This window comes from Type-E symbiont of Plautia stali (genome assembly GCF_059731115.1).
On record NZ_AP035908.1, the window covers coordinates 85720 to 112154 of the forward strand.

Annotated in this window: 25 protein-coding genes and 5 pseudogenes; 14 read left to right on the forward strand and 16 right to left on the reverse strand. The window is 50.5% G+C overall.

Annotation, left to right across the window (positions count from 1 at the left end; genetic code table 11):
• Positions 1-1278 precede the first annotated feature (1278 nt).
• The 7 genes from AC6I8L_RS24835 to AC6I8L_RS24865 form a co-directional block, all read right to left on the reverse strand.
• Positions 1279-1527, reverse strand: coding sequence for a DUF2442 domain-containing protein (locus AC6I8L_RS24835; RefSeq protein ID WP_058962399.1), 249 nt, complete (start codon positions 1525-1527; stop codon positions 1279-1281).
• Positions 1524-1757 carry a DUF4160 domain-containing protein gene (locus AC6I8L_RS24840; RefSeq protein WP_498014860.1) on the reverse strand — a complete coding sequence of 78 codons (234 nt, stop codon included), beginning with the start codon at positions 1755-1757 and terminating at the stop codon, positions 1524-1526. Before AC6I8L_RS24840 ends, AC6I8L_RS24835 begins: the two co-directional genes overlap by 4 nt.
• 325 nt (positions 1758-2082) lie before the next feature.
• Positions 2083-2253 (reverse strand): single-stranded DNA-binding protein, encoded by a 171-nt coding sequence (locus tag AC6I8L_RS24845; protein ID WP_498014862.1) that lies wholly within the window; start codon positions 2251-2253, stop codon positions 2083-2085.
• A gap of 501 nt (positions 2254-2754) precedes the next feature.
• Positions 2755-3198, reverse strand: a complete 444-nt coding sequence (locus AC6I8L_RS24850; protein WP_236699802.1) for a hypothetical protein — start codon at positions 3196-3198, stop codon at positions 2755-2757.
• Positions 3199-3307: 109 nt separating this feature from the next.
• Positions 3308-3592, reverse strand: a complete 285-nt coding sequence (locus AC6I8L_RS24855) for a hypothetical protein (protein ID WP_236699801.1) — start codon at positions 3590-3592, stop codon at positions 3308-3310.
• A complete protein-coding gene (locus AC6I8L_RS24860; protein WP_201785700.1) occupies positions 3579-3824 on the reverse strand; it encodes a hypothetical protein in 246 nt (81 codons plus the stop codon). Before AC6I8L_RS24860 ends, AC6I8L_RS24855 begins: the two co-directional genes overlap by 14 nt.
• Before the next feature lie 305 nt (positions 3825-4129).
• Positions 4130-5026 carry an integrase domain-containing protein gene (locus AC6I8L_RS24865; protein ID WP_058962398.1) on the reverse strand — a complete coding sequence of 299 codons (897 nt, stop codon included), beginning with the start codon at positions 5024-5026 and terminating at the stop codon, positions 4130-4132.
• 1623 nt (positions 5027-6649) lie between these two features.
• Here AC6I8L_RS24865 and AC6I8L_RS24870 point away from each other — a divergent pair.
• From AC6I8L_RS24870 to AC6I8L_RS24885, 4 genes and pseudogenes are all read left to right on the forward strand, one after another.
• Positions 6650-7817, forward strand: a pseudogene (locus AC6I8L_RS24870) (IS3 family transposase).
• Between the two features lie 385 nt (positions 7818-8202).
• Positions 8203-9375 (forward strand): IS21 family transposase, encoded by a 1173-nt coding sequence (gene istA, locus AC6I8L_RS24875; RefSeq protein ID WP_498014865.1) that lies wholly within the window; start codon positions 8203-8205, stop codon positions 9373-9375.
• Positions 9375-10169 (forward strand): IS21-like element helper ATPase IstB, encoded by a 795-nt coding sequence (gene istB / locus AC6I8L_RS24880; RefSeq protein ID WP_498014867.1) that lies wholly within the window; start codon positions 9375-9377, stop codon positions 10167-10169. Before istA (AC6I8L_RS24875) ends, istB begins: the two co-directional genes overlap by 1 nt.
• 74 nt (positions 10170-10243) lie before the next feature.
• The gene (locus AC6I8L_RS24885; protein WP_498014742.1) at positions 10244-11776 is read left to right on the forward strand and encodes an IS3 family transposase; all 1533 of its coding nucleotides are present in this window, start codon (positions 10244-10246) and stop codon (positions 11774-11776) included.
• Positions 11777-11860: 84 nt separating this feature from the next.
• Here the strand turns inward: AC6I8L_RS24885 and AC6I8L_RS24890 are convergent.
• Positions 11861-12520, reverse strand: a pseudogene (locus AC6I8L_RS24890) (phage terminase large subunit family protein); the annotation flags it as partial.
• Positions 12507-13076 carry a terminase small subunit gene (locus AC6I8L_RS24895; RefSeq protein WP_058962519.1) on the reverse strand — a complete coding sequence of 190 codons (570 nt, stop codon included), beginning with the start codon at positions 13074-13076 and terminating at the stop codon, positions 12507-12509. The pseudogene AC6I8L_RS24890 and the gene AC6I8L_RS24895, both read right to left, overlap by 14 nt.
• A gap of 23 nt (positions 13077-13099) precedes the next feature.
• Here AC6I8L_RS24895 and AC6I8L_RS24900 point away from each other — a divergent pair, with 23 nt between their 5' ends.
• The gene (locus AC6I8L_RS24900; protein ID WP_058962520.1) at positions 13100-13327 is read left to right on the forward strand and encodes a hypothetical protein; all 228 of its coding nucleotides are present in this window, start codon (positions 13100-13102) and stop codon (positions 13325-13327) included.
• 101 nt (positions 13328-13428) lie between these two features.
• Entirely contained in the window at positions 13429-13986 is a 558-nt protein-coding gene (locus AC6I8L_RS24905) for a hypothetical protein (RefSeq protein WP_058962521.1), read from the forward strand.
• A gap of 197 nt (positions 13987-14183) precedes the next feature.
• Here the strand turns inward: AC6I8L_RS24905 and AC6I8L_RS24910 are convergent, their stop codons facing one another.
• The 5 genes from AC6I8L_RS24910 to AC6I8L_RS24930 all read right to left on the reverse strand — a co-directional run bounded on the left by AC6I8L_RS24910 (position 14184) and on the right by AC6I8L_RS24930 (position 17328).
• Positions 14184-14567: a hypothetical protein gene (locus AC6I8L_RS24910; RefSeq protein ID WP_064511377.1), complete on the reverse strand. Its 384-nt coding sequence runs from the start codon at positions 14565-14567 to the stop codon at positions 14184-14186.
• Positions 14557-15060, reverse strand: a complete 504-nt coding sequence (locus AC6I8L_RS24915; RefSeq protein ID WP_058962522.1) for a lysozyme — start codon at positions 15058-15060, stop codon at positions 14557-14559. The genes AC6I8L_RS24910 and AC6I8L_RS24915 overlap by 11 nt, the downstream gene beginning before the upstream one ends.
• 3 nt (positions 15061-15063) lie before the next feature.
• The gene (locus AC6I8L_RS24920; protein WP_058962523.1) at positions 15064-15309 is read right to left on the reverse strand and encodes a class II holin family protein; all 246 of its coding nucleotides are present in this window, start codon (positions 15307-15309) and stop codon (positions 15064-15066) included.
• A 1278-nt stretch (positions 15310-16587) separates the two neighbouring features.
• The gene (gene iraP, locus AC6I8L_RS24925; protein WP_058962492.1) at positions 16588-16944 is read right to left on the reverse strand and encodes an anti-adapter protein IraP; all 357 of its coding nucleotides are present in this window, start codon (positions 16942-16944) and stop codon (positions 16588-16590) included.
• Between the two features lie 126 nt (positions 16945-17070).
• Positions 17071-17328: a hypothetical protein gene (locus tag AC6I8L_RS24930; protein WP_072226639.1), complete on the reverse strand. Its 258-nt coding sequence runs from the start codon at positions 17326-17328 to the stop codon at positions 17071-17073.
• 119 nt (positions 17329-17447) lie between these two features.
• Between AC6I8L_RS24930 and AC6I8L_RS24935 the strand changes: the two genes are divergently transcribed.
• From AC6I8L_RS24935 to AC6I8L_RS24955, 5 genes and pseudogenes are all read left to right on the forward strand, one after another.
• Positions 17448-18560, forward strand: a complete 1113-nt coding sequence (locus AC6I8L_RS24935) for a hypothetical protein (RefSeq protein ID WP_058962489.1) — start codon at positions 17448-17450, stop codon at positions 18558-18560.
• Positions 18561-18768: 208 nt separating this feature from the next.
• On the forward strand, positions 18769-18912 hold the full coding sequence (locus AC6I8L_RS24940; RefSeq protein WP_167347148.1) for a hypothetical protein: 144 nt from the start codon (positions 18769-18771) through the stop codon (positions 18910-18912).
• Complete coding sequence (locus tag AC6I8L_RS24945) at positions 18909-19226, forward strand: hypothetical protein (RefSeq protein WP_058962491.1); 318 nt, start codon at positions 18909-18911, stop codon at positions 19224-19226. Before AC6I8L_RS24940 ends, AC6I8L_RS24945 begins: the two co-directional genes overlap by 4 nt.
• Positions 19226-20044: a PD-(D/E)XK nuclease-like domain-containing protein gene (locus tag AC6I8L_RS24950; protein ID WP_498014871.1), complete on the forward strand. Its 819-nt coding sequence runs from the start codon at positions 19226-19228 to the stop codon at positions 20042-20044. Before AC6I8L_RS24945 ends, AC6I8L_RS24950 begins: the two co-directional genes overlap by 1 nt.
• Positions 20037-20453, forward strand: a pseudogene (locus AC6I8L_RS24955) (recombinase RecT); the annotation flags it as partial. The gene AC6I8L_RS24950 and the pseudogene AC6I8L_RS24955, both read left to right, overlap by 8 nt.
• Here the strand turns inward: AC6I8L_RS24955 and istA (AC6I8L_RS24960) are convergent.
• Positions 20411-21355: pseudogene (istA, locus tag AC6I8L_RS24960) on the reverse strand (IS21 family transposase); the annotation flags it as partial. The pseudogenes AC6I8L_RS24955 and istA (AC6I8L_RS24960) sit on opposite strands and share 43 nt — an antisense overlap.
• Positions 21356-21768: 413 nt before the next feature.
• On the opposite strand from istA (AC6I8L_RS24960), the pseudogene AC6I8L_RS24965 reads away from it, so the two are divergent.
• Positions 21769-21855: pseudogene (locus AC6I8L_RS24965) on the forward strand (peptidase); the annotation flags it as partial.
• A 611-nt stretch (positions 21856-22466) separates the two neighbouring features.
• Positions 22467-22757: an Rrf2 family transcriptional regulator gene (locus AC6I8L_RS24970; protein ID WP_498014873.1), complete on the forward strand. Its 291-nt coding sequence runs from the start codon at positions 22467-22469 to the stop codon at positions 22755-22757.
• A gap of 109 nt (positions 22758-22866) precedes the next feature.
• Here the strand turns inward: AC6I8L_RS24970 and AC6I8L_RS24975 are convergent, their stop codons facing one another.
• A complete protein-coding gene (locus tag AC6I8L_RS24975; RefSeq protein ID WP_034831085.1) occupies positions 22867-23202 on the reverse strand; it encodes a hypothetical protein in 336 nt (111 codons plus the stop codon).
• Between the two features lie 1132 nt (positions 23203-24334).
• Here AC6I8L_RS24975 and AC6I8L_RS24980 point away from each other — a divergent pair.
• A complete protein-coding gene (locus AC6I8L_RS24980) occupies positions 24335-26425 on the forward strand; it encodes a TonB-dependent receptor (protein ID WP_058962509.1) in 2091 nt (696 codons plus the stop codon).
• The last annotated feature ends 10 nt before the right edge of the window (positions 26426-26435 follow it).

Consider the following 26435-nt stretch of genomic DNA (forward strand, 5'->3'; position numbering starts at 1 on the left):
GGTGTATTTTTGTTGCATAAAGTGCTACTTCTTAATTTTCATTAAGTTGCGTACTATCACTTATGTTTTAGTTCTGAGTTTATTTCACGAGCGTAGTTGTACAGAATTAGGTGCCTGTAGAAAAAATGTAGTCCACAAAGATTCCTAAGAGTTACCACTTTTGGCCGTGTTGTCTGCCCTCCTGACGGCCTTAACCTGTCCGCCGACCTAATGATAAAAACAGCTTCTTCCCCTCTGGATAAGCGCGCTCATTAGCGATATAGATACCGCCCTGCCTGACCGCCGTTTAAGCAGCGGCCTTTCAGGCGCACTGAAGTCAGACGGTCGCAGACGAAAGGAAGACCCCGCGGCACCACCTACAACAACGAAGAACCCAGTAGTTACAGCATTCAATCCAAAGCCTTAAACGACTTACCGGCCCTCCGGGCCGGGCGGCGGCGGCTGGTCAGTGGAGCAACCGGGGTGCAGGTACGGCGCGGGTTTTGTCGGAGAGGGGCGCGGGGTTTCAGGTTCGGCTCGGTGGGGTTTTTAAAAGCAGTGACCCGTGTGTTGTAACTACAACTTATGTGTTACCGCCGATAGATGCTACCCGCGCAACAGAATTATCAAGTGTAAAATCGGCGTTTCCTCCGCAGCCGGCGGATAATGGCCTTATTATAGTCAGCCGCATTCCCACCGATCATGGTCATAGCGGCCTACAGACGGATCCATAATCCCGGGGTAGCCTAATCGACGACGCGAGACTGCAGCCTGTATCAGCTTTGTTCCACCACTCGGTGCTGGTTGGGTAAACTTCTCTTCCAGAGTGTCCTGTGACCTGGAACAACCGTCAAGCACAGCATGGTGCCTTCGGGATAGTGGCCATCAGCGCGTTTATTTTCTTTAACCCCGACTGTTGAGACGGTGAGCGTGCCGGCCTCAGATGGTTTATGAAGGCGCTGCACGGCCTGCTGAACTGTGCTGGCCAGCAGGTAGCGGTCGTAGCGAACCACTTAGGAGGTTCGCTCATAAACATTATCAGCTGATGCCTGAATTTTGAGAGGATGTCTTACCGGGAGAACCGGTTCAGCAGGAGCCCACTCCTGCAGCTTCTTGGGCTGCTGAACGCACCCCATCACCAGCGCAAGCGGCAAAGATGGCGTTAAATTTGATCTGAAAAGTTCCGGTATAAAGAAAACAGGCTTCACTGTGCTCAACTCTGCAGCATGCTTGTATCAACAACTCTTTTTGCGTTTTAACAAAACGCCGACCAAAGTCAGCGTTTTGTTATCTGCACCTTCAGGCGACCTTATGAGGCGGGTGCTTTATATCACCGCGCCCCTGTAGCAGGCCATCGATTGAGATATTTTCGTCTAGTGCGTCCCAGTGAATACCATGGGGAGACATTTCGTAATCTTTAAGCTGTTCGGCAGAGGCGTTGCGAAGCCGGGGAAACCATGAAAGTGGTACGCCGATTATCCGCTCGTCTGAGAGTTCGACCCACATCATGTGATTATCGAACCGAACGTTCTTAGTTGAAATAATCATTCCAAGCCTCCAAAAGCATGAGTTGGTGTTGCCTTATCACTTACGTCAGCTCTTTTACAGTTCTGTAATAAAACCCAATAAATTTGCAAGTTTTCAACCGTCGACAGCCAGAATTTTACTTCTGTACCGGCCTTTCTCACATAAATATGAGCAGGTTCGCGTGTATTACCTTCGTTAAAGTAGAATAAGAAACGAAAACTGTTTAGCCGTAGTGTTGCAGACATCGTCATAACCTATAAAGGATTATGGTAAAAATTACTGAAGCGGTCTAAACGCAGCGAGGGGTCAGAGAGAGGACGATGCATGTTTCGCAATCGAGGTCATTGCATTCTCCTGCAGGCTGCGACTGTGCCACTGGTTGCTGAGACACGGGCTGAGCGTTCTTGTCTCGTTGCGAGCTACAATTGCCCTTCCCGTTATTTCCACTGCATTTTTGTTGCGGAGCGATTTTAGGCTGTAATGGCGTATGTTTAGGCTGCCCACGGTTTCCACTGTACTGCTGCTGAACGCTGTTTTGTGCACGGTCACCTAAAATCTGCTCAGTGCCGCCAACGTTCACGAAAATTTTGTCCAGTATTTATCCTGTCCGTTCTGATCCTTCCACTTGCGGGTGCGCAGTTGCCCCTCAATGTAGGCTTGAGAGCCTTTGCGAATAAATTCCCCAGCGTGGATACTAATCCGCCTGACCGCCGGGGCGCTGTTTGAGAGGGTTATCTGTTCGGCCATAGCTGTCTCCTGGTTGGCAAAGGCTTTCGTAAATTGAGTGACGATCCTCATTCCTTAGAGGACCGTAAACAATTCGAAATCAGATATTTGAAACGTAAAATTTGTTATCTACCTATGGCGCTTAATTTATGAGCAGTGTTGCACGGTGCAACACTGCTCACTTTTTAACCTCTGTTGCGCGGTGCAACAGCGCTCATTTTTTGAACACACATTGACCGGCTAATCATTTTTTTGAGTTCCAACAGACGCGCGCAGGCTTTGAACTATTTCTTTTACACGCTCTTCACTGCACGTCTGCCGGCTTTAGGACGGGAAGGCTTAAAGGGCCGCAGTTCAGGGCGTGATGACGGGCTCATGTGATCAGGTATTTTTCGAACGTTTTTAGCAGGATATAGCTCTCCCTGCCGGGCCTTTTTGAAGCACCGTCAGCAACCAGCCAAGCGGGTTTTGCAGGCTGCCATCACGCTATGCACGAATTACATTCGACAGCACCAGGGCAGATCACTCAGGTGACAGCGCCTGCAGCTGGCGGTTAACTATGTCCCGGTCTTCTGGTTTCAGCAGTGAGCCGAAATCATCTGATAGGCAAACCGAACCGGTTACGTATGTTTTATCTGTATTATTAGTAAAACTACGTACGTAACTGTTCGGATTCCGAACCCGGCTGTTATTCCGGGCACTCTCACTGTGTTCGGAATCCGAACCGGGCTTATGATCATGCATTTTTAAGCTGAGTTCGGAATCCGAACCCGGTGAGCATCCTGTCTGGCCGAGTGCGGCACGACGGTTCAATTCTTCAGGACTTTGAGCTGAGCCCAGACGGGCCTCAATCACCTGGGGATGGCTGCGATGATGAGGCATTGTGGGATCAAGCCGGATTTCACTGATGATTGTTTTTGCCGTGGCGCTGATAGTGCGGTTACTGCTCAGGCAGGCTGCAGCCACTATTTAAGCCAGTGCGGATCGAACGTTTCTGCATCACTAAATGACAATGGCTCATGATGCTACGCGCATATATTTCCTCTAACCCAACTTTTTTTCATACCTGACGCGTTTACAGAAGTTGAGTCAGCCCGTGATGCATTACATCCGGAGTATCCTGCTGATAATCTCTTTTGATGCTCTGCCTTTTCCCAGCGTTGCCAGCTGCAGCTGCATTTTTCATAGGATGGGAAATGGCACCGTCACTGCTCAAAGCGTGCAGGCGAATAATTAACCAGCCTATTTTATCAAGCGGAGATCGGCTCTGATCAAGAAGCAACCGGCGCGGCATGCTGAGCGGCTTTCGCTGCAGCTGTGTGCGAAAAGTACTTACCGTGCAGGCTTCAAATGAATTCATCGTCCGGCTGGCCGTTTAGTAACATTCTTGCCATAAAAATGGCGAGGTGACGTTGAACTTCAAACCAGACGAGTGAACGAAATTCATAATGACCGGAAGGTGAAGCAAGCCACGATGTTCCCCTGAGCGCAGTCTTAAGGTCAGGACATTCAGATGCAACGCGGGTTGCAACGGAGAGGATCAGATCGAATGGCGCACGCAACTCATTCAGAAACGAGCGGGTTATGGACATAGTTTCTCCAGAAAGCAGAGGAACATTTGCCCTGTCGGTAATATTTTCCCGAAGGACGAAGGCCGGAGCCGGATGGTTAAATGTACCTTCATCGCCAGGCAGTAGGAGCCGTGATTGACGATATCTGCTTCCAAAGGCGGGCAGATGTACCACACTGATGTGTTCTCCCTTTCAGGCTACAGGAGTGTTGTTTGCAGCTACCCGAAGGCGGTCATCTCAAGCTACAGACCATTGGTGGTTGTCCGAAGACAACGTAAGAAGCGTTTTGATAATAGCGTCTGCTTAAGGCAAATTACAATAGCCCGTTATTCATCAGACTCATCAAGCCGGTTATAAACCCGTGCAACATAAGCTCCTCGCCCGTCACCATGTCCAAGATCCATTGAAACTAAAGCCTCAGCCTCTTTGCGACTCATGCCATTTTCTAAATGATGATTTACGGCATCCTTAGAATAGGCATACCTGAGACTATGTGGCGCATGGATTCCGGTCATTCCACTTTCACGTAATACGTTATGATAACGATCAAGCGCCTGATGAAGCGTTGGTTTATCAATTAACTTACCGTTATTTTGTTCTATGTAGCGAAGAGCTTCATTTAAAAGGTTAACAACCTTATCTTTATCAAAAATGGTGGCATCACGTGGACGCCCTCCTTTAGAGCCAAACACAACGCGTACATTATTATTTCCGGCTTCCAGACTTTTTCGCCAGGTATTTAATGACTTTGCCGACTGAACCGTTTCCTCCGCGCGCAACCCGATATATCTGGCAAGCTGCACACCTAAAGCAACCCCCCTGTCTTTCTCTGAAACCGTCAGGACAATTTCTTTAATACGTTCGTCAGAAATGGCAACTTTAGTGCCTTCTCGGCTGGCTCCGGAAATATTCAGCGCCTGATTACTCAATTTATCATGCGCGGGATTAGCCAGAACGTTACGCCCACCCTGAGAAAGGATTGAACGTAATGCGGCCATTTCATTTTGCAGCGTCCGGGACGAGATATTTTCATCCTGACGACTACGAATATAGTTTTCGATATGTTTGGTTTTAATATGGCTTACGTCCCGAATCTGAATATTAAGGGTTGCCAGTCGCTCCGAAAAGCGACTGGCAATCTTTGAACGATCAGAAACCGTTTTAAAACTTCCTCCGCCCTGACGTGCGAGCGTGACGAGCTGCTTACCTAATTTACCAGACAATCTTTATCTCCTTCAGAACCTACAGCTGTAAGCCCATAAACCCACAGCTGTATGACTCTGAATCTGTACATCTCTTCCCCGATGACACGGTTGCTTTTGCGCTTCCTGCGTCTCGACTGGTATCTGTGCATCGGGGCGGCGAAATGTTGAGTTCTTGCGAGGCTCCCCAGGTCTCTGACCTGTTTGCGGCTTGCGCCGTGCTGACGTTAGTCAGTCTGCCTCCGTACACCAGTTTCCTGATGTCGCCATCGATACCGAGTCGATCATTCTCCTTCTAATAAAACGCCCTTAACGGGTTGTTCGTTAACGTCGCGTCATGGTTAATAAATAGCCAGTTGAGCATCTGAAAACACGTAATACGTGCACGTCAGAATGTATCGGCATGCTGAAAACCGCACTGTACGTGGGTTTGACCGTTATGCGCTGCGCGCGTCACTTTGTTCTCGTTTCACTCGAATCACAGTGACGCCGCGCAGCTTCATGCTCCTAATGCGTCTTCCGCCAGCGCCCAAATGTTCCAAATGGGCTTATGCGTCATAGCAAAAGTCGTATGTAGCTCAGGGCGTATCCCTGAAAATAATCATAACGTTGGTGAAGAAAAGCATCATTTAGGATGCCTTATCGGAGAGCGTGAGGCGTATGTAAAAGCCTGACTTTGATGTGATTAATGTACCCCCATCGTCGCGTCGTAGGTGCGCTTTTTTTGACGATATCTGCTTCCAGGAGCGAGCAGATGTACCACACTGATATGTTCTCCCTTTCAGGCTACAGGAGTGTTTTCGTAGCTACCCGAAGGCGATCCTCTCAAGCTACAGGACCATTGGTGGTTGCCATAAGGCAACGTATTGTCCATAAACCTTATCAAGGCATGAACATAATTGTCAAAACCTAAATATTATATCTTGTCGAAATTGGACTTAATCACCCTACATTAAGGAGACAGCGATTTAAAAGTATCATTAAAGCCAGTATTCTGACCTTAACAGTGACCATATCTTTAGCAGCCGTTAATTTTTTCTTTGATATTTAAGGAAAGTTGGAGACATTTATCAATGAAAGAAAATCCATTTATAAAGAGATACCATCTATTGAATACAGTAATTAAGAGTTATCTAAAACTTTAAAGGTAACAAAACAAAAAATTAAGTAACGAGCTTTTATGACTTAACCATAATAAAAGCATATCGCTTGCCACAATAATACTAAAAATTATGAAAAACAACCCTAATCTAGGCCCTAACAAAGAAAATTTATTCTAGAAAAGTGATTAACTGTCTTGGTAAATATGTCATTCACCTGAGATCATCAGTAACTAAAATAAGACTATCATTAAACCATGTGAATTCCGTAAGAAATAGAATAAAGGGATGATTTAGGTGATTGCGCGTATAATCCTTGCACTCTTTTTTCAACCTTCTTTTTCATTATATGATAACAAACAACACACATTATTAATTTAAGCTACAGGATGCATTTCGATATTCACCACAACAAGATACACTTTAAATCTAATATCTTACCATACCCAAGGAAATTTCAATTACTTTAAAAATTGATTTCTGAATCGCCATAGGTTTAACAGACACCTCAGAGTCATTTAAGATGACTTAAAGAGAGGTGCCCATGAGCGGTAAGCTTTATCCCGAAGAGTTTAAAACTGAAGCGGTCAAACAGGTTGTTGATCGTGGTTATTCGGTTTCCAGCGTTGCAACACGCCTTGATATCACCACCCACAGCCTTTACGCCTGGATAAAGAAATACGGTTCGGACTCGTCCTCTATTAAAGAACAGTCAGATGCTCAGGCTCAGATCCGCCGTCTCCAGAAAGAGCTGAAGCGGGTTACCGACGAACGGGACATAATAAAAAAAGCCGCGGCGTACTTCGCAAAGCTGTCCGACTGAGGTACGTCTTTATCTGTGACAACGCCCGTTGCTGGCCTGTTCGCCTGCTTTGTCGGGTGCTGAACGTTCATCCCAGTGGCTTTTACGCCTGGCTTCAGCAGTTGCATTCACAACGCTATCAGGCAGACATGAAACTGATAGGACAGATTAAAAAGTTCTGGCTGAGTGCGGTTGCGTTTATGGCTATCGCAAGATCCATTTGGATCTGCGGGACAGCGGGCAACAGTGCGAAGTCAACAGAGTCTGGCAACTGATGAAACGTGCCGGGATAAAGGCTCAGGTTGGATATCGGAGCCCGCGGGCACGTAAAGGCGAGACCAGTACCGTGTCGCCCAACAGGCTCCAGCGACAGTTTAATCCGGAAGCACCGGATGAGCGTTGGGTAACGGGCATCACCTAAATCAGGACTCACGAAGGCTGGCTATATCTTGCCGTGGTTATTGATCTGTTCTCACGCAAAGTTATCGGCTGGTCAATGCAATCCCGGAGGACAAAGGACATTGGTCTGAACGCATTGCTGATGGCTGTATGGCGGCGTAATCCCCAAAAACAGGTACTGGTTCACTCTGATCAGGGCAGTCAGTACACAAGCCATGAGTGGCAATCGTTCCTGAAATCGCACGGCCTGGAGGGCAGCATGAGCCGTCGCGGTAACTGCCACGATAATGCGGTTGCAGAAAGCTTTTTCCAGTTATTGAAACGCGAGCGGAAAAAGAAAAAGATCTACGGAACGCGGGAAGAAGTCCGCAGCGATATTTTTGATTACATCGTAATGTTTTATAACAGTAAGCGTCGGCATGGTTCTAGCGCTCAGATGTCACCGACAGAATATGAAAACCAGTATTATAACGGCTCGGAAGTGTCTAGATTACCCGTGGCGATTCAATAGCCGCAAATATGGAGACTCAATTCTCCACCTGGTTGCTGGCATTTTTGTATATGGCGGTTGGGCTGATGATTGCTCAACGTATCGTCATCTCAGCCAGTGGAATGCGTTATACAGAGTTTTTGAAGAATGTTCGCGCCAGATTGTTTTCAACAAAAAAGTGAAGTTGAATTAGCGTGAGACCTTACTTTGTGATTCCTTACTTGGGTAGGTCAGCTTCAATCCCTGGTACATGCGACAAGCTTTTATGGCTTCAGTAAGGTCGAGTGTCGCGCTTTGAGAGCCAGTGTCAGCGCCAGTGATATAAGACTTTAATTCACCATTCGGGTTGTCCGCTCTACCCGTCATGCGGTTTCCTTGAGGTTCCCACACCGAAAAGGATTCCAGCATGCTGAGCAGAGAGGACTTTTTCATGATAAAGCAAATGCGCCAACAGGGTGCTTACATTGTCGATATCGCAACACAGGTCGGATGTTCCGAAAGAACCGTCAGGCGATATCTCAAATACCCTGAGCCCCCGGCCCGTAAAACACGCCATAAAATGGTAAAACTCAAGCCGTTCATGGATTACATCGACATGCGGCTGGCGGAAAACGTCTGGAACAGCGAGGTCATTCACGCCGAAATTAGGACGATGGGGTACACCGGCGGGCGCTCTATGCTGCGCTATTACATCCAGCCCAAACGTAAAATGCGGCCCTCAAAGAAAACCGTGCGCTTCGAAACTCAGCCCGGTTACCAGCTGCAGCACGACTGGGGAGAAGTGGAAGTCGACGTGGCCGGGCAGCGATGCAAGGTGAACTTCGCCGTCAATACGCTGGGGTTCTCCCGCCGCTTCCACGTCTTTGCCGCGCCAAAACAGGACGCTGAGCACACGTACGAGTCGCTGGTGCGCGCCTTCCGTTATTTTGGCGGCAGCGTGAAAACCGTGCTTGTCGATAACCAGAAAGCTGCCGTGCTGAAAAACAGTAACGGCAACGTGGTGTTCAACGCAGGCTTCCTGCTGCTTGCCGACCACTATGGCTTCCTGCCGCGGGCGTGCCGCCCTCGCCGGGCCCGTACCAAAGGTAAGGTTGAGCGGATGGTGAAATACCTCAAGGAAAACTTCTTTGTCCGCTACCGGAGGTTCGACAGCTTTACCCACGTCAATCAGCTCCTGGAACAGTGGATGGCAGATGTCGCTGACAGGCGCGATCTTCGCCAGTTCCGGGAGACGCCTGCGCAGCGCTTCGTTGTCGAACAAACGCACCTGCAGCCGCTGCCGGCAACCGACTTCGATACCAGCTACTTCGATATCCGGCATGTGTCATGGGATGGCTACATCGAGGTTGGCGGCAACCGCTACAGTGTGCCCGAGTCGCTGTGTGGCCATCCGGTCTCGATCCGGATCTCACTGGATGACGAGCTGCGGATCTACAGCAACGAAAATCTGGCCGCGACCCACCGGCTCAGCGGGGCTTCATCGGGCTGGCAGACAGTGCCGGAGCACCATGCTCCGCTGTGGCAACAGGTCAGTCAGGTAGAGCACCGGCCCCTGAGCGCGTATGAGGAGCTGCTGTGATGTACGAACTGGAAACACTGCTGAACCGGCTGAAAATGGAACACCTGAGCTATCACGTTGAAAATCTGCTTGAGCAGGCAGCGAAGCAGGAACTGAACTACCGGGAGTTCCTGTGCATGGCGCTGCAGCAGGAATGGAGCGGACGGCACCAGCGGGGAATGGAATCCCGGCTGAAGCAGGGGCGCTTGCCGTGGGTGAAAACGCTGGAGCAGTTCGACTTCAGCTTCCAGCCGGGCATAGACCGAAAGGTCGTCCGTGAGCTTGCAGGTCTGGCGTTCGTGGAGCGCAGTGAAAACGTGATCCTGCTGGGCCCGCCGGGCGTGGGGAAAACGCATCTGGCGGTCGCGCTGGGAGTAAAAGCCGCAGATGCGGGCCACCGGGTGCTGTTCATGCCGCTGGACAGGCTGGTTGCCACGCTGATAAAGGCGAAGCAGGAAAACCGACTGGAACGACAGCTGCAGCAGCTGAATTATGCGCGGGTGCTTATCCTGGATGAGATAGGTTATCTGCCAATGAACCGTGAGGAGGCCAGTCTGTTCTTCAGGTTGCTGAACCGTAGGTATGAAAAAGCGAGCATCGTTCTGACGTCAAACAAAGGGTTCGCTGACTGGGGCGAGATGTTCGGAGATAACGTGCTGGCGACGGCGATCCTGGACCGTCTGCTGCACCACTCAACAACGCTGAACATAATAGGAGAAAGCTACCGGTTGAAAGAGAAACGCAAGGCCGGGGTGCTGGCAAAAAGCGCAACGCCAATCAGTGATGATGAAATGGTGGAAAGCGGACGGCGTTAATGACCAACAGCGGACAATGAAAATGGCGAAAAAAGGGGGTGCGGACGATTTCCTGGACTCTCAGGAGATAAGTTATGTATTCCGAAGCGGATCGCCTTCGTGCAATCGAGCTGTACTTTAAATATGGCAAAAAGATCGTAGCCGTTGTTCGTGAGCTGGGTTATCCCACAGAACGTCATCTCAGACGCTGGATAGAAGCATGGAAGGCAGGTGACGGTACTATAAAGAGTGTTAAGCGCAAACCACGCTACTCCACTGCGCAAAAACAGGCTGCTATTGATCATTATCTAACACACGGGCGTTGCCTGGCCTTCACGTGCCGTGAGCTGGGCTACCCCTGCACCGCAATACTCAACTGCTGGCTGGATGAACTTCTGCCGGGAAAGCGTCGTATCATGACCAGCACCTCAAATCCTGCAGCGCCCTTTACATCAGAGGTTAAGCGTAAAGCCGTTGGTGAGCTGTGCACGCGTAACAAACCCGCCCGGGAAATCGCTCAGCATGTGGGTGTCAGCCGCCAACTGTTGTATATGTGGAAGGATGAACTTGTTGGTGACGAGGCCTATCGTTCAATGCGCAAACTCAAAACAGCATCCGAAACAGAAGATATCGATAAGCTGCGAAATGAGCGGGACAGGCTCAGGCAGGAAATCCAGCGGTTACAGATGGAACACGATATCCTGAAGAAAGCGGATGAAATAATAAAAAAAGACCCGGGCATCAGCGCAGGTCTCCTGACAAACAGGGAAAAGACTAAGGTCGCTGATGCCCTGAGAGAAACATATCCGCTGTCGGCGCTGCTAAGCACACTGAGGCTCGCCCGTAGCAGCTATTTTTATCACCGCGCTGCGCTGCAGGCCGGTGATAAGCACGCTGTTGTTCGTGTGACCCTGGCCGGTCTCTTCCACACCAACTACCGGTGTTACGGCTACCGCCGCCTGCACGCCATGCTCCGTCATGAAGGCGTCCGGCTCTCTGAAAAAGTCGTACGCAGGCTGATGTCAGAAGAAACACTTGTTGTGAGCAAAGCACGCCGCCGACGCTACAGCTCGTACTGTGGAGAAATCGGCCCAGCCCCTGATAATCTTCTTGCGAGAGACTTTAATGCAGTGCTGCCCAATCAGAAGTGGCTGACGGATATCACGGAGTTCCAGCTGCCTGCGGGTAAAGTGTGGCTGTCACCGGTGGTGGACTGCTTTGACGGTAAAGTGGTTAGCTGGTCGGTAGGCACAAGGCCAGACGCAATGCTTGCAAACAGCATGCTGGAAAGTGCGATCGAGACGCTACAACCCAACGAACGCCCGATCATACATAGCGATCGTGGCGGGCATTACCGGTGGCCGGGGTGGTTACAGCAAATATCCTCCTCGGGGCTCACTCGTTCAATGTCTCGTAAAGGGTGCTCGCCAGATAATGCGGCATGTGAAGGGTTCTTCGGGCGGCTGAAAAACGAGATGTATTATGGTCGCAACTGGTCTGGTGTAACGCTTGAAGACTTCATGAAGAAGGTGGATGGTTACATCCGCTGGTACAATAGTCATCGGATCAAGCTGTCGCTGGGTGGAGTGAGTCCAGATATGTACCGGCAAAAACTGGGGTTATTATAATAAATCAGTCCAGGAAATCGTCCGCACCCCCTTTTCGCCATTTTCATTGTCCGCTGTTGGTCATTAACGCTGGCCGTGCCGTTACCCGCTCAGGTCGTGGTAATGGATGCGCTGCATAATCACGATCATCGGCGTTGTTTCAATCGCCAGACGTGACTTAATTGTCTCGTTGAAGCGGTTATTCACGCCGTCACGAACTGTTTCGCTGTAGGCGTCATCAGGCTTAACAGGGTCATCGATAATCAATGCGCCCTGCCAGCCTGGCTCCATGTGTCCGGCACGAAACCCAGTGATCTGACCGGCTGCGGATGATGCATAAACGCCACCGCCAAACTCGTTCCACCACATCGCCTTGCTGTCAGCATCGTCGCGCAACTCCATCGGCCACATACTCTGGTAGGCTTTCGACTTAATCATGCCGCGCGCGGTCGATGAGTTGAGAAGCGCCAGATTGTGTGAGTACGACAGATGCATGAAGCGAGCGCGATTATTTAGCGTCAGGCCGCGACCCATCATGTTGATGGTTGCCAGTTCGGTTTTGGTGTAGCCAGGGGGGACGTTGATGATCAGCCGGGTTATCTCACCGTTAATAACGCGATCGAGCGTTTGCTGAATCACCTGGTGATGCGGTGCGACAATCATCTTTCCGCCGGTGCGCTGCTTGAAGAAGTATCTGGCGTAAGACAGTCCATCCTCTTCGCACTCTAAGCGGCGCGCGTAATTCTTCTGCTCAGCAGTCGTCATCCTCCAACATCTCCCGCCGCGCAGCTTTGTAGTCGTCTTTGGTCAGCGTAGCCACTTCAATCGGCCCGCCGTTCTTGCCAGTGTGTTCGTGTGAAGCCTGCTCTTTAAATGCCATCACGCTGATATGCTTGCCAAGCAGCTCAAGGTTCTTCACCTTATCGGGCCACTTAATCTTCTTGAGGATGTTCTCCATAGTCGTTTCATCAAAGTTGGTAACAGTTGTGAGGATGTCCAGCCCACTCAACGTAGTGCGCCAAACCTTTGGCCATTCGTGGACCATCTTCAGGCCGCCGTCATCTTTGAGGATGTCGAGCACATCCATCTCATCAATTTCGACCAAGCGACGAAGCACATATGCAGCGTCCACGTTAACTTGCTCATTGCGCTGAGCTTTGAGTTCGACGATTCTGTTTTGGATGTCAGGTTTTGTTAGGTTCTCGCAACCTGATGCGCGGGCGGTCTTTTCGCTGTACCCCGCCCGAATGGCCGCTTGCGTGGCGTTCAAATCGATGAGGTCCTCGCGACAGAACATTTCTTGCTTGTCGGTGAGTGCCATGTGAATTCCTGTGGGAGGTGCTAATGGGCAACGTGAAGATTTACGCTGGATTGGTTAATGGTGACCTTATGCCAATCATTGAAGAAAAAAGCTCAGAAGATATCGTTGCTGCCTTCACTGGCGACGATACTGGTGCTCCGCCAAGATCTGTAACTATTGAAGTGATTACTGAATCTGGTTCAAAGGTGAAGATTTACATCCCTAATAGCTCAGCTGATGCCAGCGTTACTGTTGATGGGACGCGCATATAGCCATCACGGTAAGCCGACTCGATGGCCTCCCAGTCAGGTGCTGCCATAGTCTTTTTAATACTTTACAGGTTGTGATGATTTTTTATTCAAGAGGTATCGTTATGGATAACAAAGAAGACGTTTACAAACAGCAAATCTCTTTCTTAGACAGAGCGGATGAGAAAATAAAAACTCTTTTTCTTCAGATGACCAACAAAAATTTTAAGTCTGATTTCCTTTTGGCTGCAGGAATCGCAAGAAGGAGTTGCGCCCTTACTTCCGGGTTCAAAGCCATGCTAAAGGATAAAAACTCGTTGTGCGCACTAGGCATTCTGCGCATGCAACTTGATAACACCCTCCGCCTATATGCTGGTTTCTTCTCAAAAGACAGGGTGCAGTTCTCCGAAGATGTTTTGAGTGGAAAGCATATAAGAAAATTGATGGCTGATGACAATAAACCTATGACGGATAACTATCTTGCGCGAAGAGTCAGCGAAATCAATCCTTGGTTATCGACGTTTACAATAAGACCAGCGGTTATATCCACTTCTCAAATGAGCATATTAAAGAAGCTATTCGCCATAAAGGCGGGGAAAACTACGAGCTCATCATCGGCCCAAATGACTTTGACCGTGAAGAAGTGCATTTTCTTGAGCCCTTGCAGTGTTTCACGCACGTGACCATGATGATAAAAGTTCAGCTCGAAGACGGGTTGGGCCTGATGGATAGATCCAATTACGAGTAGTCACCAGGCGGACTTGCTAATGCGCCTTGTGATGCTCATTGCCATGCCCTATACCAGGCTTGCCATCGGTAAGTGTTGAGGCGAAGCGTTCTCACATACTCCGAATTCTCAACATCCGATTGCAGATCTGCGTCACTGTCCTTTCCCGCCGGACTGAGTTTGCATGGAGGGCTCATCAAATCCTGGGATAGTGTTGGCCGCGTCGATTGCTCGCTGCCGCATGCTGACAGCAACATCATCAAAACGGCACACAGTGCGATTCGGGTCTTGAACATATTTCACCACGTCGCGGGTAATGGTTCGGTAGATGACTTTGCCATCAGCATTAGCTGTTGCCGCCTTCTGCTCAATCGGAACCAGTTTGGCTTCAGCCTTCTGCTTCTTCAGTGCGTAGTCAGCGTTAACTGTGGCGCTATGGGCATACCAGCCATTGAGGTAGCGAATCTCTCCGTAACCAATGGCACCGGCAATTATCAACATTAGGGTGATCAGGAAAGTACGCAGGCTAAATGTCATTTGCACCTTCCGACAGGCAAAGTGAACGCTCCATATCGCGACGATTCTGCAACCCTTTCCACTTCATGCCGCCAGCGTATACCCAACGGCGCATTTCCTCGCAAGCCCCGGCTTCATCACCGGCGTTCAGCTTCTTCAGCAATGTAGATTTTGAAAAGGCAGAGGTGCCAACGTTGTAAGTGAAGCTGTAGAGCGATGCTCGCTGATATTCACCAAGCGGAACTTTCACCAGACTATCTACAGCACGTTTAACGGGCTGAAGGTCACTCCACATCAGGCGATCGCATTCACGGTCAGTGTATTTGCGGCCCTTAACGATATCGCCGCCGGTATGGCCGTCGCAGACAGTCCAGACCCCGGCTACATCTTTGTAGGGTTCGTATACTCGCCCTTCTACGCCGTCCTTGCCGCCGAGAAATACCGTGGCAATAAACAATGAGCCACCGCCCGCCGCTGCAATCAGCTTATTGCGGAGACTGTTAGACATAGACATGAGTTACTCCTCGTTTGGGGCGTCAGAGCCTGCAGGCCAGCGCTGATAGGCTTTAATCTGCGCCAGAGTGGCCTTGCGTTTGTAATACCAGTTGATTCCAAGAGTGATGACCGCGACCACGATGCCAGCAAGAACACCAACCGCGCTCCACTCATCAGGACTTAACCGGGTTAGCAATCCAACAGCAATTGTGCCCGAGGAAGCGCCGTAAGCAGCGCCCGTGGCAATTTTGTTCATATCGATACTCATACACATCTCCCATTGGGTCGGTGCCGTCTATAGTCAGGAGAAGGGACGCCCGCTAAAACTCAGGTAAACTCGGTGAGTTTTCACTGACTGGAAGAGGCAAAAAAAAGGCCCGCCGGAGCGAGCCTTTAGATAATCAGATTGGGGATTGCTATGCCGGGTGCCTCCCGGTGATAAGTACCAGCTAATACTTACCGCTTGAGACCGATTCTTGGAGTGCAGCTGTCGCCCCTCCGCATAGGGGGATTCATAGCAATGATTTCATAATAGCAGGTTGACTTGACGACTGGGGCTTCAACTGAATAAATCCATTAAGCCCAACCCGGAATTAGGCTTCCCTTCCCAGAGTGAAGTTTTGAAAAATGTCCTTCAGCACAGGGAGGGTAGCTATGCATTTGAAATTGCTATGCCGGGTGCCTCCCGGTGATTCAGAAAAGCCACAATCTGAATCGCTTCAGTCTTTCACGTGCCCTGTGGCTTAGCCCCTCCGCTTAGGGGGATTCATAGCAATATTCTCATATTAGCAGGTCGCCGGAACGCCGGGTGCCTCCCGGTGAATGAAGTACAGCTACCTTCATCCGCAAACTTGCGTTGGCTCTTAGCTGATGCCCCGCCGCATAGGGGGATTCGTTCCGACTTTGAAAATGTCTGCGGTGCCGGGTGCCTCCCGGTGAGTGAGTCCAGCCAGCCTTACCCGCTATTAGGCTTGTTGCCACTCAGGAGAGTGATAGCTGTCGCCCCATCGCTTAGAGGGATTCACCGCATTGATAACAATCTAGAACATAAGACAAAAATAATAAACCCTGACGCATTTGGCGAACGCGTATTCCTCATTGGAACCCTGGGAGGATTTACACAAACAAAAAGCCCCTTCGGTTAAGAAGGGGCTTCCGGCCTGATATGCGAGATGAATGATTGGACTAGCGAATGAAACACATCAGGCGATTTATTTTTTACAAAATCTCTTTTTTGAAGTCAAGAATCTTAATTGAAAAAGGCACCACCTGAGTAGTGCCCTGAATTTGGTGCGCCCGTTTATCGTCAATGATTAGGTAACAATCCATCGTTAGATGTGGCGCATTGAGATGATACACAATCAATACTAGCTGCATTCATCAGCATATCAACAATCTTAGTTCTTATTTACAACGCACAGGAAAGATCAGTCAGATTCACGCGGTGCAGAAGATGCGAGGCAAGCCGATCCCGCTGATATGAGGTGAATATAGTTGAATGGCCTGAACTGCCAACACATTGCGCTGGCATTTAAAATGTCCAGTTCTAAAGAAGAGTTTTATCAGAAGCTTCACTTACTCCGGTAATATCATTAAGACCGTCATGATTAATTTCTTCGTCAGCTCCATCAACCGCTCTGGAAATGCTCAACAGATTTTGAAGCTCGCTTAACAATATTGCAGCATCTGACTTCAGCACCTCATCAGACTCAACTGAATCAATAACGGTGTTGATAGCTTTATTTGCTCCCTCAATCATCTCGGTAACCCCGCCCTGCTTACCAACTGCTAGAACAAGTGCACTTATAAGTAGGGATTGAGCCTCCACACGGGCTGTTAGCTGTTTCATCTCCGCATCAATGTTGGAAATTTTCGCAAGCATGCTTAAAACAACATTTTTCATGAATTTTGGCCCCCCATAAAACTCGCATAGTAACTTCAGAGCGGAGCGTTGGAAACTTCATAATTCCTAATTTGTTAACCCGCTACCCAAGGAAGGTGATCAGTCGACCCGGAGTGGGCGCTTTTTTTAGAACTCTTCAAGAGCTTTAGCTTCAACAAGAATCAGCGGACATTTCCTCACTTTACAGGCCTGGGAATAGGCCAGCTCACAAACATCGCAAATGCTTCTTACTTCAGACTGATATTCGTACTCCATGTAATAACGGAAGTTGCCACCACTCGTATCTGTTCGCCAGAAACGGAGGGGTTCCAGTACTTCATCAAGTTGCCTGAAAGTCAGGCCAGTCGGGTTATGAAAACCCACTCTTACGCGATATGTAGTCATGATTTGATAATCCCTAACCCTCTGATTCGTTACAACCCGGTAATTAATCTCGCTGTGATAGGGATTTCCTAAATACACCCGCCTCTGTGCGGGTATTTTTTTGCCCGCAGGAGAAGGATATGAGTGAAATAACGGAATTAACCGTTCTGGAAATTAAGCCAGAACAGGCACCGGCGCTGTATGTACCAAATGGCCTTGATGCCTATCTCGACCAGATTCGTGAGTTAGCTACTGAGGTTCCTGATGTAACCACTAAAGCAGGCCGTGAACGGATTGGCTCACTGGCGCGCATGGTTGGTTCCAGCAAGAAGGCGATTGAGGTGCCTGGTCGCAATTACCTTAAAATCCTGAAGGAAGCAGTTAAGCCAGCGGAAGAAGAGCTGCGCAGATTCACTAAAGAATGCGATTCGATTCGCGACAAGATTCTGGCGCCACGCGAAGAGTGGCAGCAAGCCGAACAGGCAAAGAAAGATGCGTTACAGCAGCGACTGGCAGGATTGCGGGCGTTGGCAGACGTTATTGATGATGCTGGTGACTATCTGCCGTCAACGGACATTCAGGCGCGAATCAGTGAAGCCAAAGCGGTGGAGTTGGACGACACCTGGCAGGAAATCGCCACAGAAGCGGGTGTGGCGAAGGATGCCACGGTGCAGAAACTGGAAGCCGCGGCGATCGTAGCCAAACAGCGTGAAGATCAAGCCGCCGAGCTTGAGCGCCTCCGCAAAGAAGCGGAAGAGAAAGCACGACGCGATCACGAAGAGAAGTTGAAGCAGGAAGCCGCCGAATCTGCCCGCCGTGAAGCCGAACAGAAAGCGCAGGTTGAGCGCGAGGAAGCAGCGCGCCGCGAAGCAGAGTTGAAGGCCAAAGCAGAACAGGCAGAACGTGACCGTATCGCGGCACAGGAGCGCGCTGAGCGTGAAGCCAGAGAAGCGCAGGACTGCACTGCAAAACTGGCGCAGGAAGCGCGCCAACAAGCTGAGCGTGAAAAGCAGGCAGCAATCGCTGAGGAACAACGCAAAGCCATAGCAGCGGAAGATGAACGCCTGGCTGAAGAAAAGCGTGTAGCCGACGAAGCTGCCAAGCGCGCCGCAAATGAACTACACCGCAAAGCAATTGGTACCGCCGTTGTGAATGCGCTTATTGCCAACGCTGGCCTGTCCCGTGAAGACGCGATCACCACTCTGGTGGCGCTTAAAGACGGCCTGATTCCCCACACCACCATCAATTACTGATCACCCCGCTTAACTAACAACAGGAGTTACCCATGCAATTTGCAACTGCTGGGGCTGCCCACATGGGTAGCTCCCCAATAAACACGCCTGTAACTAACCAGTTCACTTTCAAATTATCCGGTGCGGACGTTATGCACTGGCAGCCCAAAAGCCGCTTACAGCAACTCTGGGAGCGTTTGGTAGAGGTCATTACTCAGGATGGCACCCCGTGACAGAGCAGCAGAAAGCGGAGCAATACCGGAAACAACAGGAAACGTGGGATCGGCAGCGCTTTGAGCTGCTTAAGCGTTCCAATGGCTTCACGTTCATCAACGAGTTTTTGCAGCGCCTGATCATGGGAGAACACAAATGAAATTCCGCCTGCACGACAAAGACGGCAAAGAGGTTCAGGCCATTGCCGACAGCCTGCCTGATGACGAGCTGCAGATCATAGCGGCTCGCGTTGACAGCATTCTGGTTCAGCGACACATGAGCCCAATTGTGGCGCCAGCCTGTACTTACCTGCTTCGCCATTTCGATCACGAAGCTATGGGCATGTTCGACATGGATGATGAACTGGAAATGGCTGCCGACGCATTCATGCGCGACATGATGATCACCGCCGCGAAGCGCGAACGGGCGATTGAAATCTGGAAGCACAAACACAGTTACGACGAGGTGGCGTGATGGAGCCTGGCATTTATTTCGACATCAGCAACGAGGCGTATCACCACGGCGCCGGCATCAGTAAATCACAGCTGGATGACATCTCGATCAACCCAGCCATTTTTCAGTGGCGCAAAGAGGCTCCTGAAGACGAAGAGAAGAAAGCGGCGCTCGATATGGGCACCGCGCTTCACTGCCTGCTGCTGGAACCGGAAGAGTTCGACAAGCGATTCATCGTGGCGCCGGAGTTCAACCGCCGTACCAACGAAGGTAAGGCGAACGAGCAAGCCTTTCTGAAGGACTGCTCAGGGCTGGGTATGACGGTGATGGATGCCGAGCAGGGGCGAAAACTGAAACTGATGCGCTCCAGCGCCCTCGCCCATCCCGCCGCCCGCTGGCTTCTCGAAGCCGAAGGGCATCAGGAAGCGTCGATTTACTGGAACGATGACCAAACCGGCGAGCTATGCCGGATCCGGCCTGACAAATTCCTGACCGGCCAGCCGGTAATCGTGGACGTGAAAAAAGTGGCGGATATGAGCCGCTTCGCGCGCCACGTCGAAGAATTTCGCTATCACGTTCAGGACGCCTACTACCGTGAAGGCTACAGCAAGCACTTCGGTGAATACCCACTTTTCGTTTTCATCGCCGTCAGCGAGTCGATTGATTGCGGCCGGTACCCGGTGCGGGTGTCCCAGCTGGGCGAGGATGACGTGGATGTTGGTTATCAACTATTCCGCCGCGACCTTGATACTTATCACGAATGCCGCGTCAGCGAGAACTGGGGCGGCATTGAAGAAATCAGACGCCCGGCATGGGCAAGGAAGAAAACGGATGAATGACGTTACCGAGCTTCACCTCGAAGAAGAACAACCAGTCACAAACTCCAATGTGGCGATCTTCAACCCTGAAAATCTGGCAGCGATTCAGCAGTTCGCGCAGGTTATGGCAAGCGGTTTATCCACTATCCCACGCCACCTGCAGGGCAATGTCGCAGACTGCATGGCCATTACGATGCAGGCAGCGCAGTGGCGCATGAATCCATTCGCTGTTGCTCAGAAAACGCATACGGTAAATGGAGTGCTGGGCTACGAGGCGCAGCTCGTAAACGCCGTTATCACTACGCGTGGCCCGATGCAGGATCGCATCAATTACGACTGGTTTGGCCCCTGGGAAAAGGTTATCGGCAAGTTTGATATCCGTAAAAACGATAAAGGCCAGGAGTACCGCACTCCGGGATGGAAGCTATCGAAGTAGCTGGTATCGAAGTCGGTTGCCGGCAGCGGCTGCAGATGCGTTTGTTCGACAACGAAGCGATGCGCAGGCGTCTCCCGGAACTGGCGAAGATCGCGCCTGTCAGCGACATCTGCCATCCACTGTTCCAGGAGCTGATTGACGTGGGTAAAGCTGTCGAACCTCCGGTAGCGGACAAAGAAGTTTTCCTTGAGGTATTTCACCATCCGCTCAACCTTACCTTTGGTACGGGCCCGGCGAGGGCGGCACGCCCGCGGCAGGAAGCCATAGTGGTCGGCAAGCAGCAGGAAGCCTGCGTTGAACACCACGTTGCCGTTACTGTTTTTCAGCACGGCAGCTTTCTGGTTATCGACAAGCACGGTTTTCACGCTGCCGCCAAAATAACGGAAGGCGCGCACCAGCGACTCGTACGTGTGCTCAGCGTCCTGTTTTGGCGCGGCAAAGACGTGGAAGCGGCGGGAGAACCCCAGCGTATTGACGGCGAAGTTCACCTTGCATCGCTGCCCGGCCACGTCGACTTCCACTTCTCCCCAGTCGTGCTGCAGCTGGTAACCGGGCTGAGTTTCGAAGCGCACGGTTTTCTTTAAGGGCCGCATTTTACGTTTGGGCTGGATGTAATAGCGCAGCATAGAGCGCCCGCCGGTGTACCCCATCGTCCTAATTTCGGCGAGAATGACCTCGCTGTTCCAGACGTTTTCCGCCAGCCGCATGTCGATGTAATCCATGAACGGCTTGAGTTTTGCCATTTTATGGCGTGTTTTACGGGCCGGGGGCTCAGGGTATTTGAGATATCGCCTGACGGTTCTTTCGGAACATCCGACCTGTGTTGCGATATCGACAATGTAAGCACCCTGTTGGCGCATTTGCTTTATCATGAAAAAGTCCTCTCTGCTCAGCATGCTGGAATCCTTTTCGGTGTGGGAACCTTAAGGAAACCGCATGACGGGTAGAGCGGACAACCCGAATGGTGAATTAAAGTCTTATATCACTGGCGCTGACAATAGCGACATATACTGATATCAGGCGCTTTAATATGCTGCGCAGGTGCAGACAGGAGTTGCAGATGAATTACTATCAGAAGCTGAGTCAGCCCGCCGTCAGAGCGGAAATGGCGCATGACTGGCCGCTTGCAGCCTCCCAGTGGCAGACGCTACTCCGGCGGCAGGCCGCCTATCCCTGGCGACAGTGGATAATCGGGCGCGTAAAATACTGCAGGGCGCGCGCATGTGCCATGACCCCGCCACACTGAAGCCGGTTAAACTATGCATGCTCATTTTACCGGGCTTACCTGCTGTCAGAACGGAGACTGTCTATGGCCTTTCAGAGCCCGGCCCAGAATTACAGAGAGACGCGGCTGAACCTGGGAGACCTCGTCAGCCTCTCCCCTTATTCCACCTATCCGACGAGCAACCTTTGCGCGACATGGACCTTATAAGATCCGATGCGTTGTTACATGTGCTTTGCTTGGTAAGGTCTTTAGCAGTGATCACGCCCATGGCATCAAGCTTCTTACTCACGCCCCAGACACCATCAACCGTCAGATGAGCCTTAAGCTTCTATAGGCAGTCAATGTTTAACCGACCCAGCACACCGCCTGTTTTTGACCATTTCTTGGCTACGTGGTTTCTAGCTTAGCCAACGTCTTTGTTCAAGCAATGCCAAGCCTCTTTGTAAATGCGTTTTTTGTTAATACCCGCCCTTACCCTATGTCCAACATCTTCCAATGACTCCGGACGGCGCATCACTTCAAGTCACAATCGAAAAGATTTAGACAGCTGGCGCTATCTCTACAATCTTGGCCATTTATCGAATCGCAACCGGCAGCCGCTTCGCACCCATCGAGAGACAAGCCAGATGTTGGGTTAACCGTCAGTCCTTGTCGGTGGATTCAGCTATGCCGATCCATTTGGATCAACGTCCCCGACAACAGTGGTATGCTTTTGAAAGAGAAAATTAACGGGCTTCTAAAGGATGCTTACCAGTAAACAGAACAACGCTCTAAACATCATGATGGCTCTGAGTGAGGAGAAAGTTATACCTGTCAGAGATTTAATTTCAGAAGTTTCACTTTCTGTTAGTTACCTTGAAAGTCTGATAGCGGTGCTCAGGGATGAAGGCCTGGTTAAGAGTATGCCCGGCATGTACGGCGGTTACGCATTATCCCGTAATCCCGCCAGCATTACCGTAACTGACATATTGTCTGCCTTCAGTGCCTCAGACACTCCTTACCCTGTGGTAAGGGCTCTCATTTCGGTATCGCTTAAAGATTTGCAGAACTCAGCTCAAATTTCTAAGACCTGAACATAATGGAGTGACTCGTCATACGTAATCACTTGCGCTGTTTGTTGATGTACTGCTGCAATCCGGCTATTTGCTTTCCTGCCATGAACATTCGCTCAAATAAAGTGAATTAATTCTGTTCATTTGCGGCTAAGGCATGGGAAGCCACACGGGCTGCATGGGATGCCATTGCATTCTGCTTGAACGACTTAACTCGCGAAATCGCATAGCGAATCGCTTCTATCCAGCGAGGGTCGGCTGAAATTATCAGGGAATTTTTTAGCGAAGCATGTAAATCACTCCATACCATGATGCGTACAGACACCTCTCTCCCCAGTCCATGATTGAAGTCCGTTAGGATTGAGTTGATCGCTTCTTTTGTTTGCTGGTAGCCGTCCCCCATCTGATACATACCCGCCAAACGTTTTATCTGAATTTCACACTCAGCTGCAATGTCATCTTGCATCGTACGCTCCGTTTTCGTCTTTTAAATTTGACTTAACGAATAAAATTCTAGTAGCTGCTGCACAAATTTTCGACCAATTATACTTCAAGTAGTGCAGATATTTAATCAACCGAAAGATCGGATAATTCATTGTTGATAATGGGTTATGTATTAATTGTGCGCTATTTACTTAAGAAATTTCTGGTATTTGTTTATGTTCCCAAAATGTTCCGTCAAATCCCGGCAGCATATTTAGAAAGGTATACAATTCACCCCGCACTGGTAATGTGCCTCTGGGCATATTCCATGACTAACAAGCAGCAATAATAGCTGACAACCCTGTGTGTGACATCTGCCGCCGTAGTCCGATACGGCGGATTTTTTTCAAGTCAGGCATAGCCCGATCTTACGAACTGTATAAACCGTGCCTTCCGCTTTGCTTGCAGACCAACCTGTACCAGCTTCCCCATGTAACAATCCATCACCTTACAGACTTTCAAACGTTCAGCTATTGCGAGGCTTTGTACCACGCCTGCCATCTGTAAGTGTTTAGACGGAGGGTTCTTACACAATCAGCGTTTTCCACATCCGATGACAGATCAGTATCACTGTCCTCTCCCGCCTAGCTTACGTTGCGGCCACTTTTTTACCGACCAGGGTGATGCCGAACTCTTCTTTTCGGCTGCTCCAACCCTGGAGCCATCGCCATCATCTCTTCTATTATCCGCGGTATTTTTCCCAGTGAGGTGCACGACAGCAGGCTCAGATGACTTCACAAGATGCTGTGCGGACTACTTAAGACTCATCTTACATGGTTCCACGCCTTTCAGGCTGCGCACCATTTGCGTCATCATAAATCCCTGAGGGTTATCCGGTCAGAATCACCTCCGCACTCCTGAAAGCCATTTCCGCTTTGACCTGACCGGTATAATCACCTGCTGCCTATCCCTGCACCCCGCTAGCCAACCTGCGCACTTAAGCTAACGCAGCGAGTGTGCCATTCACATTCAGAATTGAAATGCATCATTTCCTGACTTTATCCTTACAATTTGTTATTAATAACCGTTATCATATTCATTCTCATTGCTGTTCGCATAAACCAATGAAGCCAATCAACCCTGAATGTAAGTGTTCAGAGCAGAGGATCATTTGTATGAAAGTTTCCACACTGTGTGCTGCGTTGACGCTGCTCGCGTCATCCCCGCTTTATGCCCGTGATAGTGCAGAGGAGGAGCTGGTCGTTGATGCAACCCGTACCGAAGGTTCACGCAATGATTCTCCTCAGGTCATCAGGGTGATTGGCGAAAAAGAGATTAGCCAGCAGCGACAGCTGACGTCTGACACATCCCAGATTCTGAGCAACCTGCTCCCGTCTTTTTCCCCTGCGCGACAGAAAATGTCCGGCAGCGGTGAAACGTTGCGCGGCCGTATGCCGCTGGTGATGATTGATGGTATTCCACAATCCAACCCTCTGCGCCCTACCGGGCGGGAAATGCACACCATTGACGCGTCCATGATTGAGCGTATTGAAGTCATCAAGGGTGCTAATGCGAGCAACGGGATCGGGGCGACAGGTGGAGTGATGAATATCATCACAAAGCGCGCAAAGCCCGGCACCGTCAATCAGCACCTCGGCGTCGAAGCCACGACGCCTACGGCTGAATTTGACCACGATACGCTGGCCTATAAAACGAACTACAGTGTTAACGGCAGCGAGGAATACGTAGATTATCTGTTCGCGCTGAGCTTTGAAGATCAGGGCTTGTTCAAAGACGCAGATAACCGTGCGATTGGTGTGGATAATACCCAGGGCGACCTGATGGATTCACGCGCGTGGGACATGCTGGCGAAGGTCGGTTACTGGCTGGATAATGACCAGCGCATTCAGCTGAGTCTTAATCGCTACCGACTGAAAAATAAAGACAACTATGTCAGCGTGACCGGCGATCGCGATGCCGGCATACTGACCACCTCTGCCAAAGGCAGGCCGGAAGGCCGCGCGCCGCACAACGATGTCTGGACGGTGGGTACCACCTACGATAACTATAATCTGGCGGGCATGAAGCTCACCGCGCTGGCCTATTATCAGCGCTACGAAGCGCTGTTTGGCGCGACAAACTCTTCTTCTTTCCAGGATCCGGCCATTGCGCCCATCGGGGCCTTATACGATCAGAGCCGCGCCTTTACCGACAAATACGGCACCAAAATCGCGCTGACCAAAGATGATTTCTGGGACGATCGCTTTAAGGCAACGGTAGGATTTGATACGCTTTTTGACAATTCCAAGCAGGATTTATGGTCAACCGGGCGGACTTACGTACCTGAAATTAACTATACCGACCTGTCCCCGTTCCTGCAGCTTGAGTATTCCCCGGTAGAGTCAGTAAAGCTCAGCGGTGGCGTACGCTATGAATACGCGCGACTGAATATTGACAGTTATCAGACGACCTGGGCGAACGATCGCGTCAGCGTTGAGGGAGGCACGCCCACCTTTGATCAGACGCTGTACAACGCGGGTATCGTCTGGACGCCACTGGCGCCGATCAGCTTGTTTGCCAGCTACAGCGAAGGTTTCACCGTGCCTGACGTGGGCCGCGTGCTACGGAGCATTGACACCCCGGGCGTCAGGCTGGATGAATACAGCGGCCTGAAACCGATCGTCACCAAAAATAGCGAGGCGGGCTTCCGCATTCAGCAGGCGCCCTTTGATTTTGAAGCAAGCTATTACCGCTCGTCTTCAAAGCTCGGAAGCCGCGTGGAACTGGTTGATGACGCATTTGTCGCCCGCCGGGAAAAAACGCAAATCGATGGCCTGGAGGTCAGCGCGGGCTACAGCCCTAATGCGGATCATAAGCTCACGCTCGCCTGGTCTCATATGCGCGGCCGTTACGACAGCGATGAAAACGGCAGCCTGGATGCAAAACTTGACGGCCTGAATATCGCGCCGGATCGCCTCATCGCCAGCTGGTCAGCAAACTGGAATACGGAGCTGAGTACCTTCCTGCAGGCCAACTGGGCTATGAGCAAAAAATTCGACGATGAGGAAAAGGATTTCTCCGGTTACACACTGGTAGATGCAGCCGTGGGTTATAAACTTCCCCGTGGACAGCTGAGCCTGGGCATTTCCAACCTGCTGAATAAAAAATACATCACTTACTATTCGCAGAGCGCCTCCGTTGACCCTGACCGCTATTTTGCCGGGAGGGGGCGCACGGCCACGCTCGGCTACAGTCTTGACTTCTGATTATGGCCGC

What these genes read in the sequence shown, in the direction of transcription:
- AC6I8L_RS24950 (WP_498014871.1), top strand. Translation starts at nt 19,226, where the DNA reads ATGGAGCCTGGCATTTATTTCGACATCAGCAACGAGGCGTATCACCAC.
- AC6I8L_RS24835 (WP_058962399.1), bottom strand. Translation starts at nt 1,527, where the DNA reads ATGATTATTTCAACTAAGAACGTTCGGTTCGATAATCACATGATGTGG.
- AC6I8L_RS24910 (WP_064511377.1), bottom strand. Translation starts at nt 14,567, where the DNA reads ATGACATTTAGCCTGCGTACTTTCCTGATCACCCTAATGTTGATAATT.
- istA (WP_498014865.1), top strand. Translation starts at nt 8,203, where the DNA reads ATGCTGAGCAGAGAGGACTTTTTCATGATAAAGCAAATGCGCCAACAG.
- AC6I8L_RS24855 (WP_236699801.1), bottom strand. Translation starts at nt 3,592, where the DNA reads ATGAATTCATTTGAAGCCTGCACGGTAAGTACTTTTCGCACACAGCTG.
- istB (WP_498014867.1), top strand. Translation starts at nt 9,375, where the DNA reads ATGTACGAACTGGAAACACTGCTGAACCGGCTGAAAATGGAACACCTG.
- AC6I8L_RS24840 (WP_498014860.1), bottom strand. Translation starts at nt 1,757, where the DNA reads ATGACGATGTCTGCAACACTACGGCTAAACAGTTTTCGTTTCTTATTC.
- AC6I8L_RS24970 (WP_498014873.1), top strand. Translation starts at nt 22,467, where the DNA reads ATGGCTCTGAGTGAGGAGAAAGTTATACCTGTCAGAGATTTAATTTCA.
- AC6I8L_RS24920 (WP_058962523.1), bottom strand. Translation starts at nt 15,309, where the DNA reads ATGAGTATCGATATGAACAAAATTGCCACGGGCGCTGCTTACGGCGCT.
- iraP (WP_058962492.1), bottom strand. Translation starts at nt 16,944, where the DNA reads ATGAAAAATGTTGTTTTAAGCATGCTTGCGAAAATTTCCAACATTGAT.
- AC6I8L_RS24845 (WP_498014862.1), bottom strand. Translation starts at nt 2,253, where the DNA reads ATGGCCGAACAGATAACCCTCTCAAACAGCGCCCCGGCGGTCAGGCGG.
- AC6I8L_RS24900 (WP_058962520.1), top strand. Translation starts at nt 13,100, where the DNA reads ATGGGCAACGTGAAGATTTACGCTGGATTGGTTAATGGTGACCTTATG.
- AC6I8L_RS24860 (WP_201785700.1), bottom strand. Translation starts at nt 3,824, where the DNA reads ATGTCCATAACCCGCTCGTTTCTGAATGAGTTGCGTGCGCCATTCGAT.
- AC6I8L_RS24885 (WP_498014742.1), top strand. Translation starts at nt 10,244, where the DNA reads ATGTATTCCGAAGCGGATCGCCTTCGTGCAATCGAGCTGTACTTTAAA.
- AC6I8L_RS24945 (WP_058962491.1), top strand. Translation starts at nt 18,909, where the DNA reads ATGAAATTCCGCCTGCACGACAAAGACGGCAAAGAGGTTCAGGCCATT.
- AC6I8L_RS24975 (WP_034831085.1), bottom strand. Translation starts at nt 23,202, where the DNA reads ATGCAAGATGACATTGCAGCTGAGTGTGAAATTCAGATAAAACGTTTG.
- AC6I8L_RS24935 (WP_058962489.1), top strand. Translation starts at nt 17,448, where the DNA reads ATGAGTGAAATAACGGAATTAACCGTTCTGGAAATTAAGCCAGAACAG.
- AC6I8L_RS24930 (WP_072226639.1), bottom strand. Translation starts at nt 17,328, where the DNA reads ATGACTACATATCGCGTAAGAGTGGGTTTTCATAACCCGACTGGCCTG.
- AC6I8L_RS24980 (WP_058962509.1), top strand. Translation starts at nt 24,335, where the DNA reads ATGAAAGTTTCCACACTGTGTGCTGCGTTGACGCTGCTCGCGTCATCC.
- AC6I8L_RS24895 (WP_058962519.1), bottom strand. Translation starts at nt 13,076, where the DNA reads ATGGCACTCACCGACAAGCAAGAAATGTTCTGTCGCGAGGACCTCATC.
- AC6I8L_RS24905 (WP_058962521.1), top strand. Translation starts at nt 13,429, where the DNA reads ATGGATAACAAAGAAGACGTTTACAAACAGCAAATCTCTTTCTTAGAC.
- AC6I8L_RS24915 (WP_058962522.1), bottom strand. Translation starts at nt 15,060, where the DNA reads ATGTCTATGTCTAACAGTCTCCGCAATAAGCTGATTGCAGCGGCGGGC.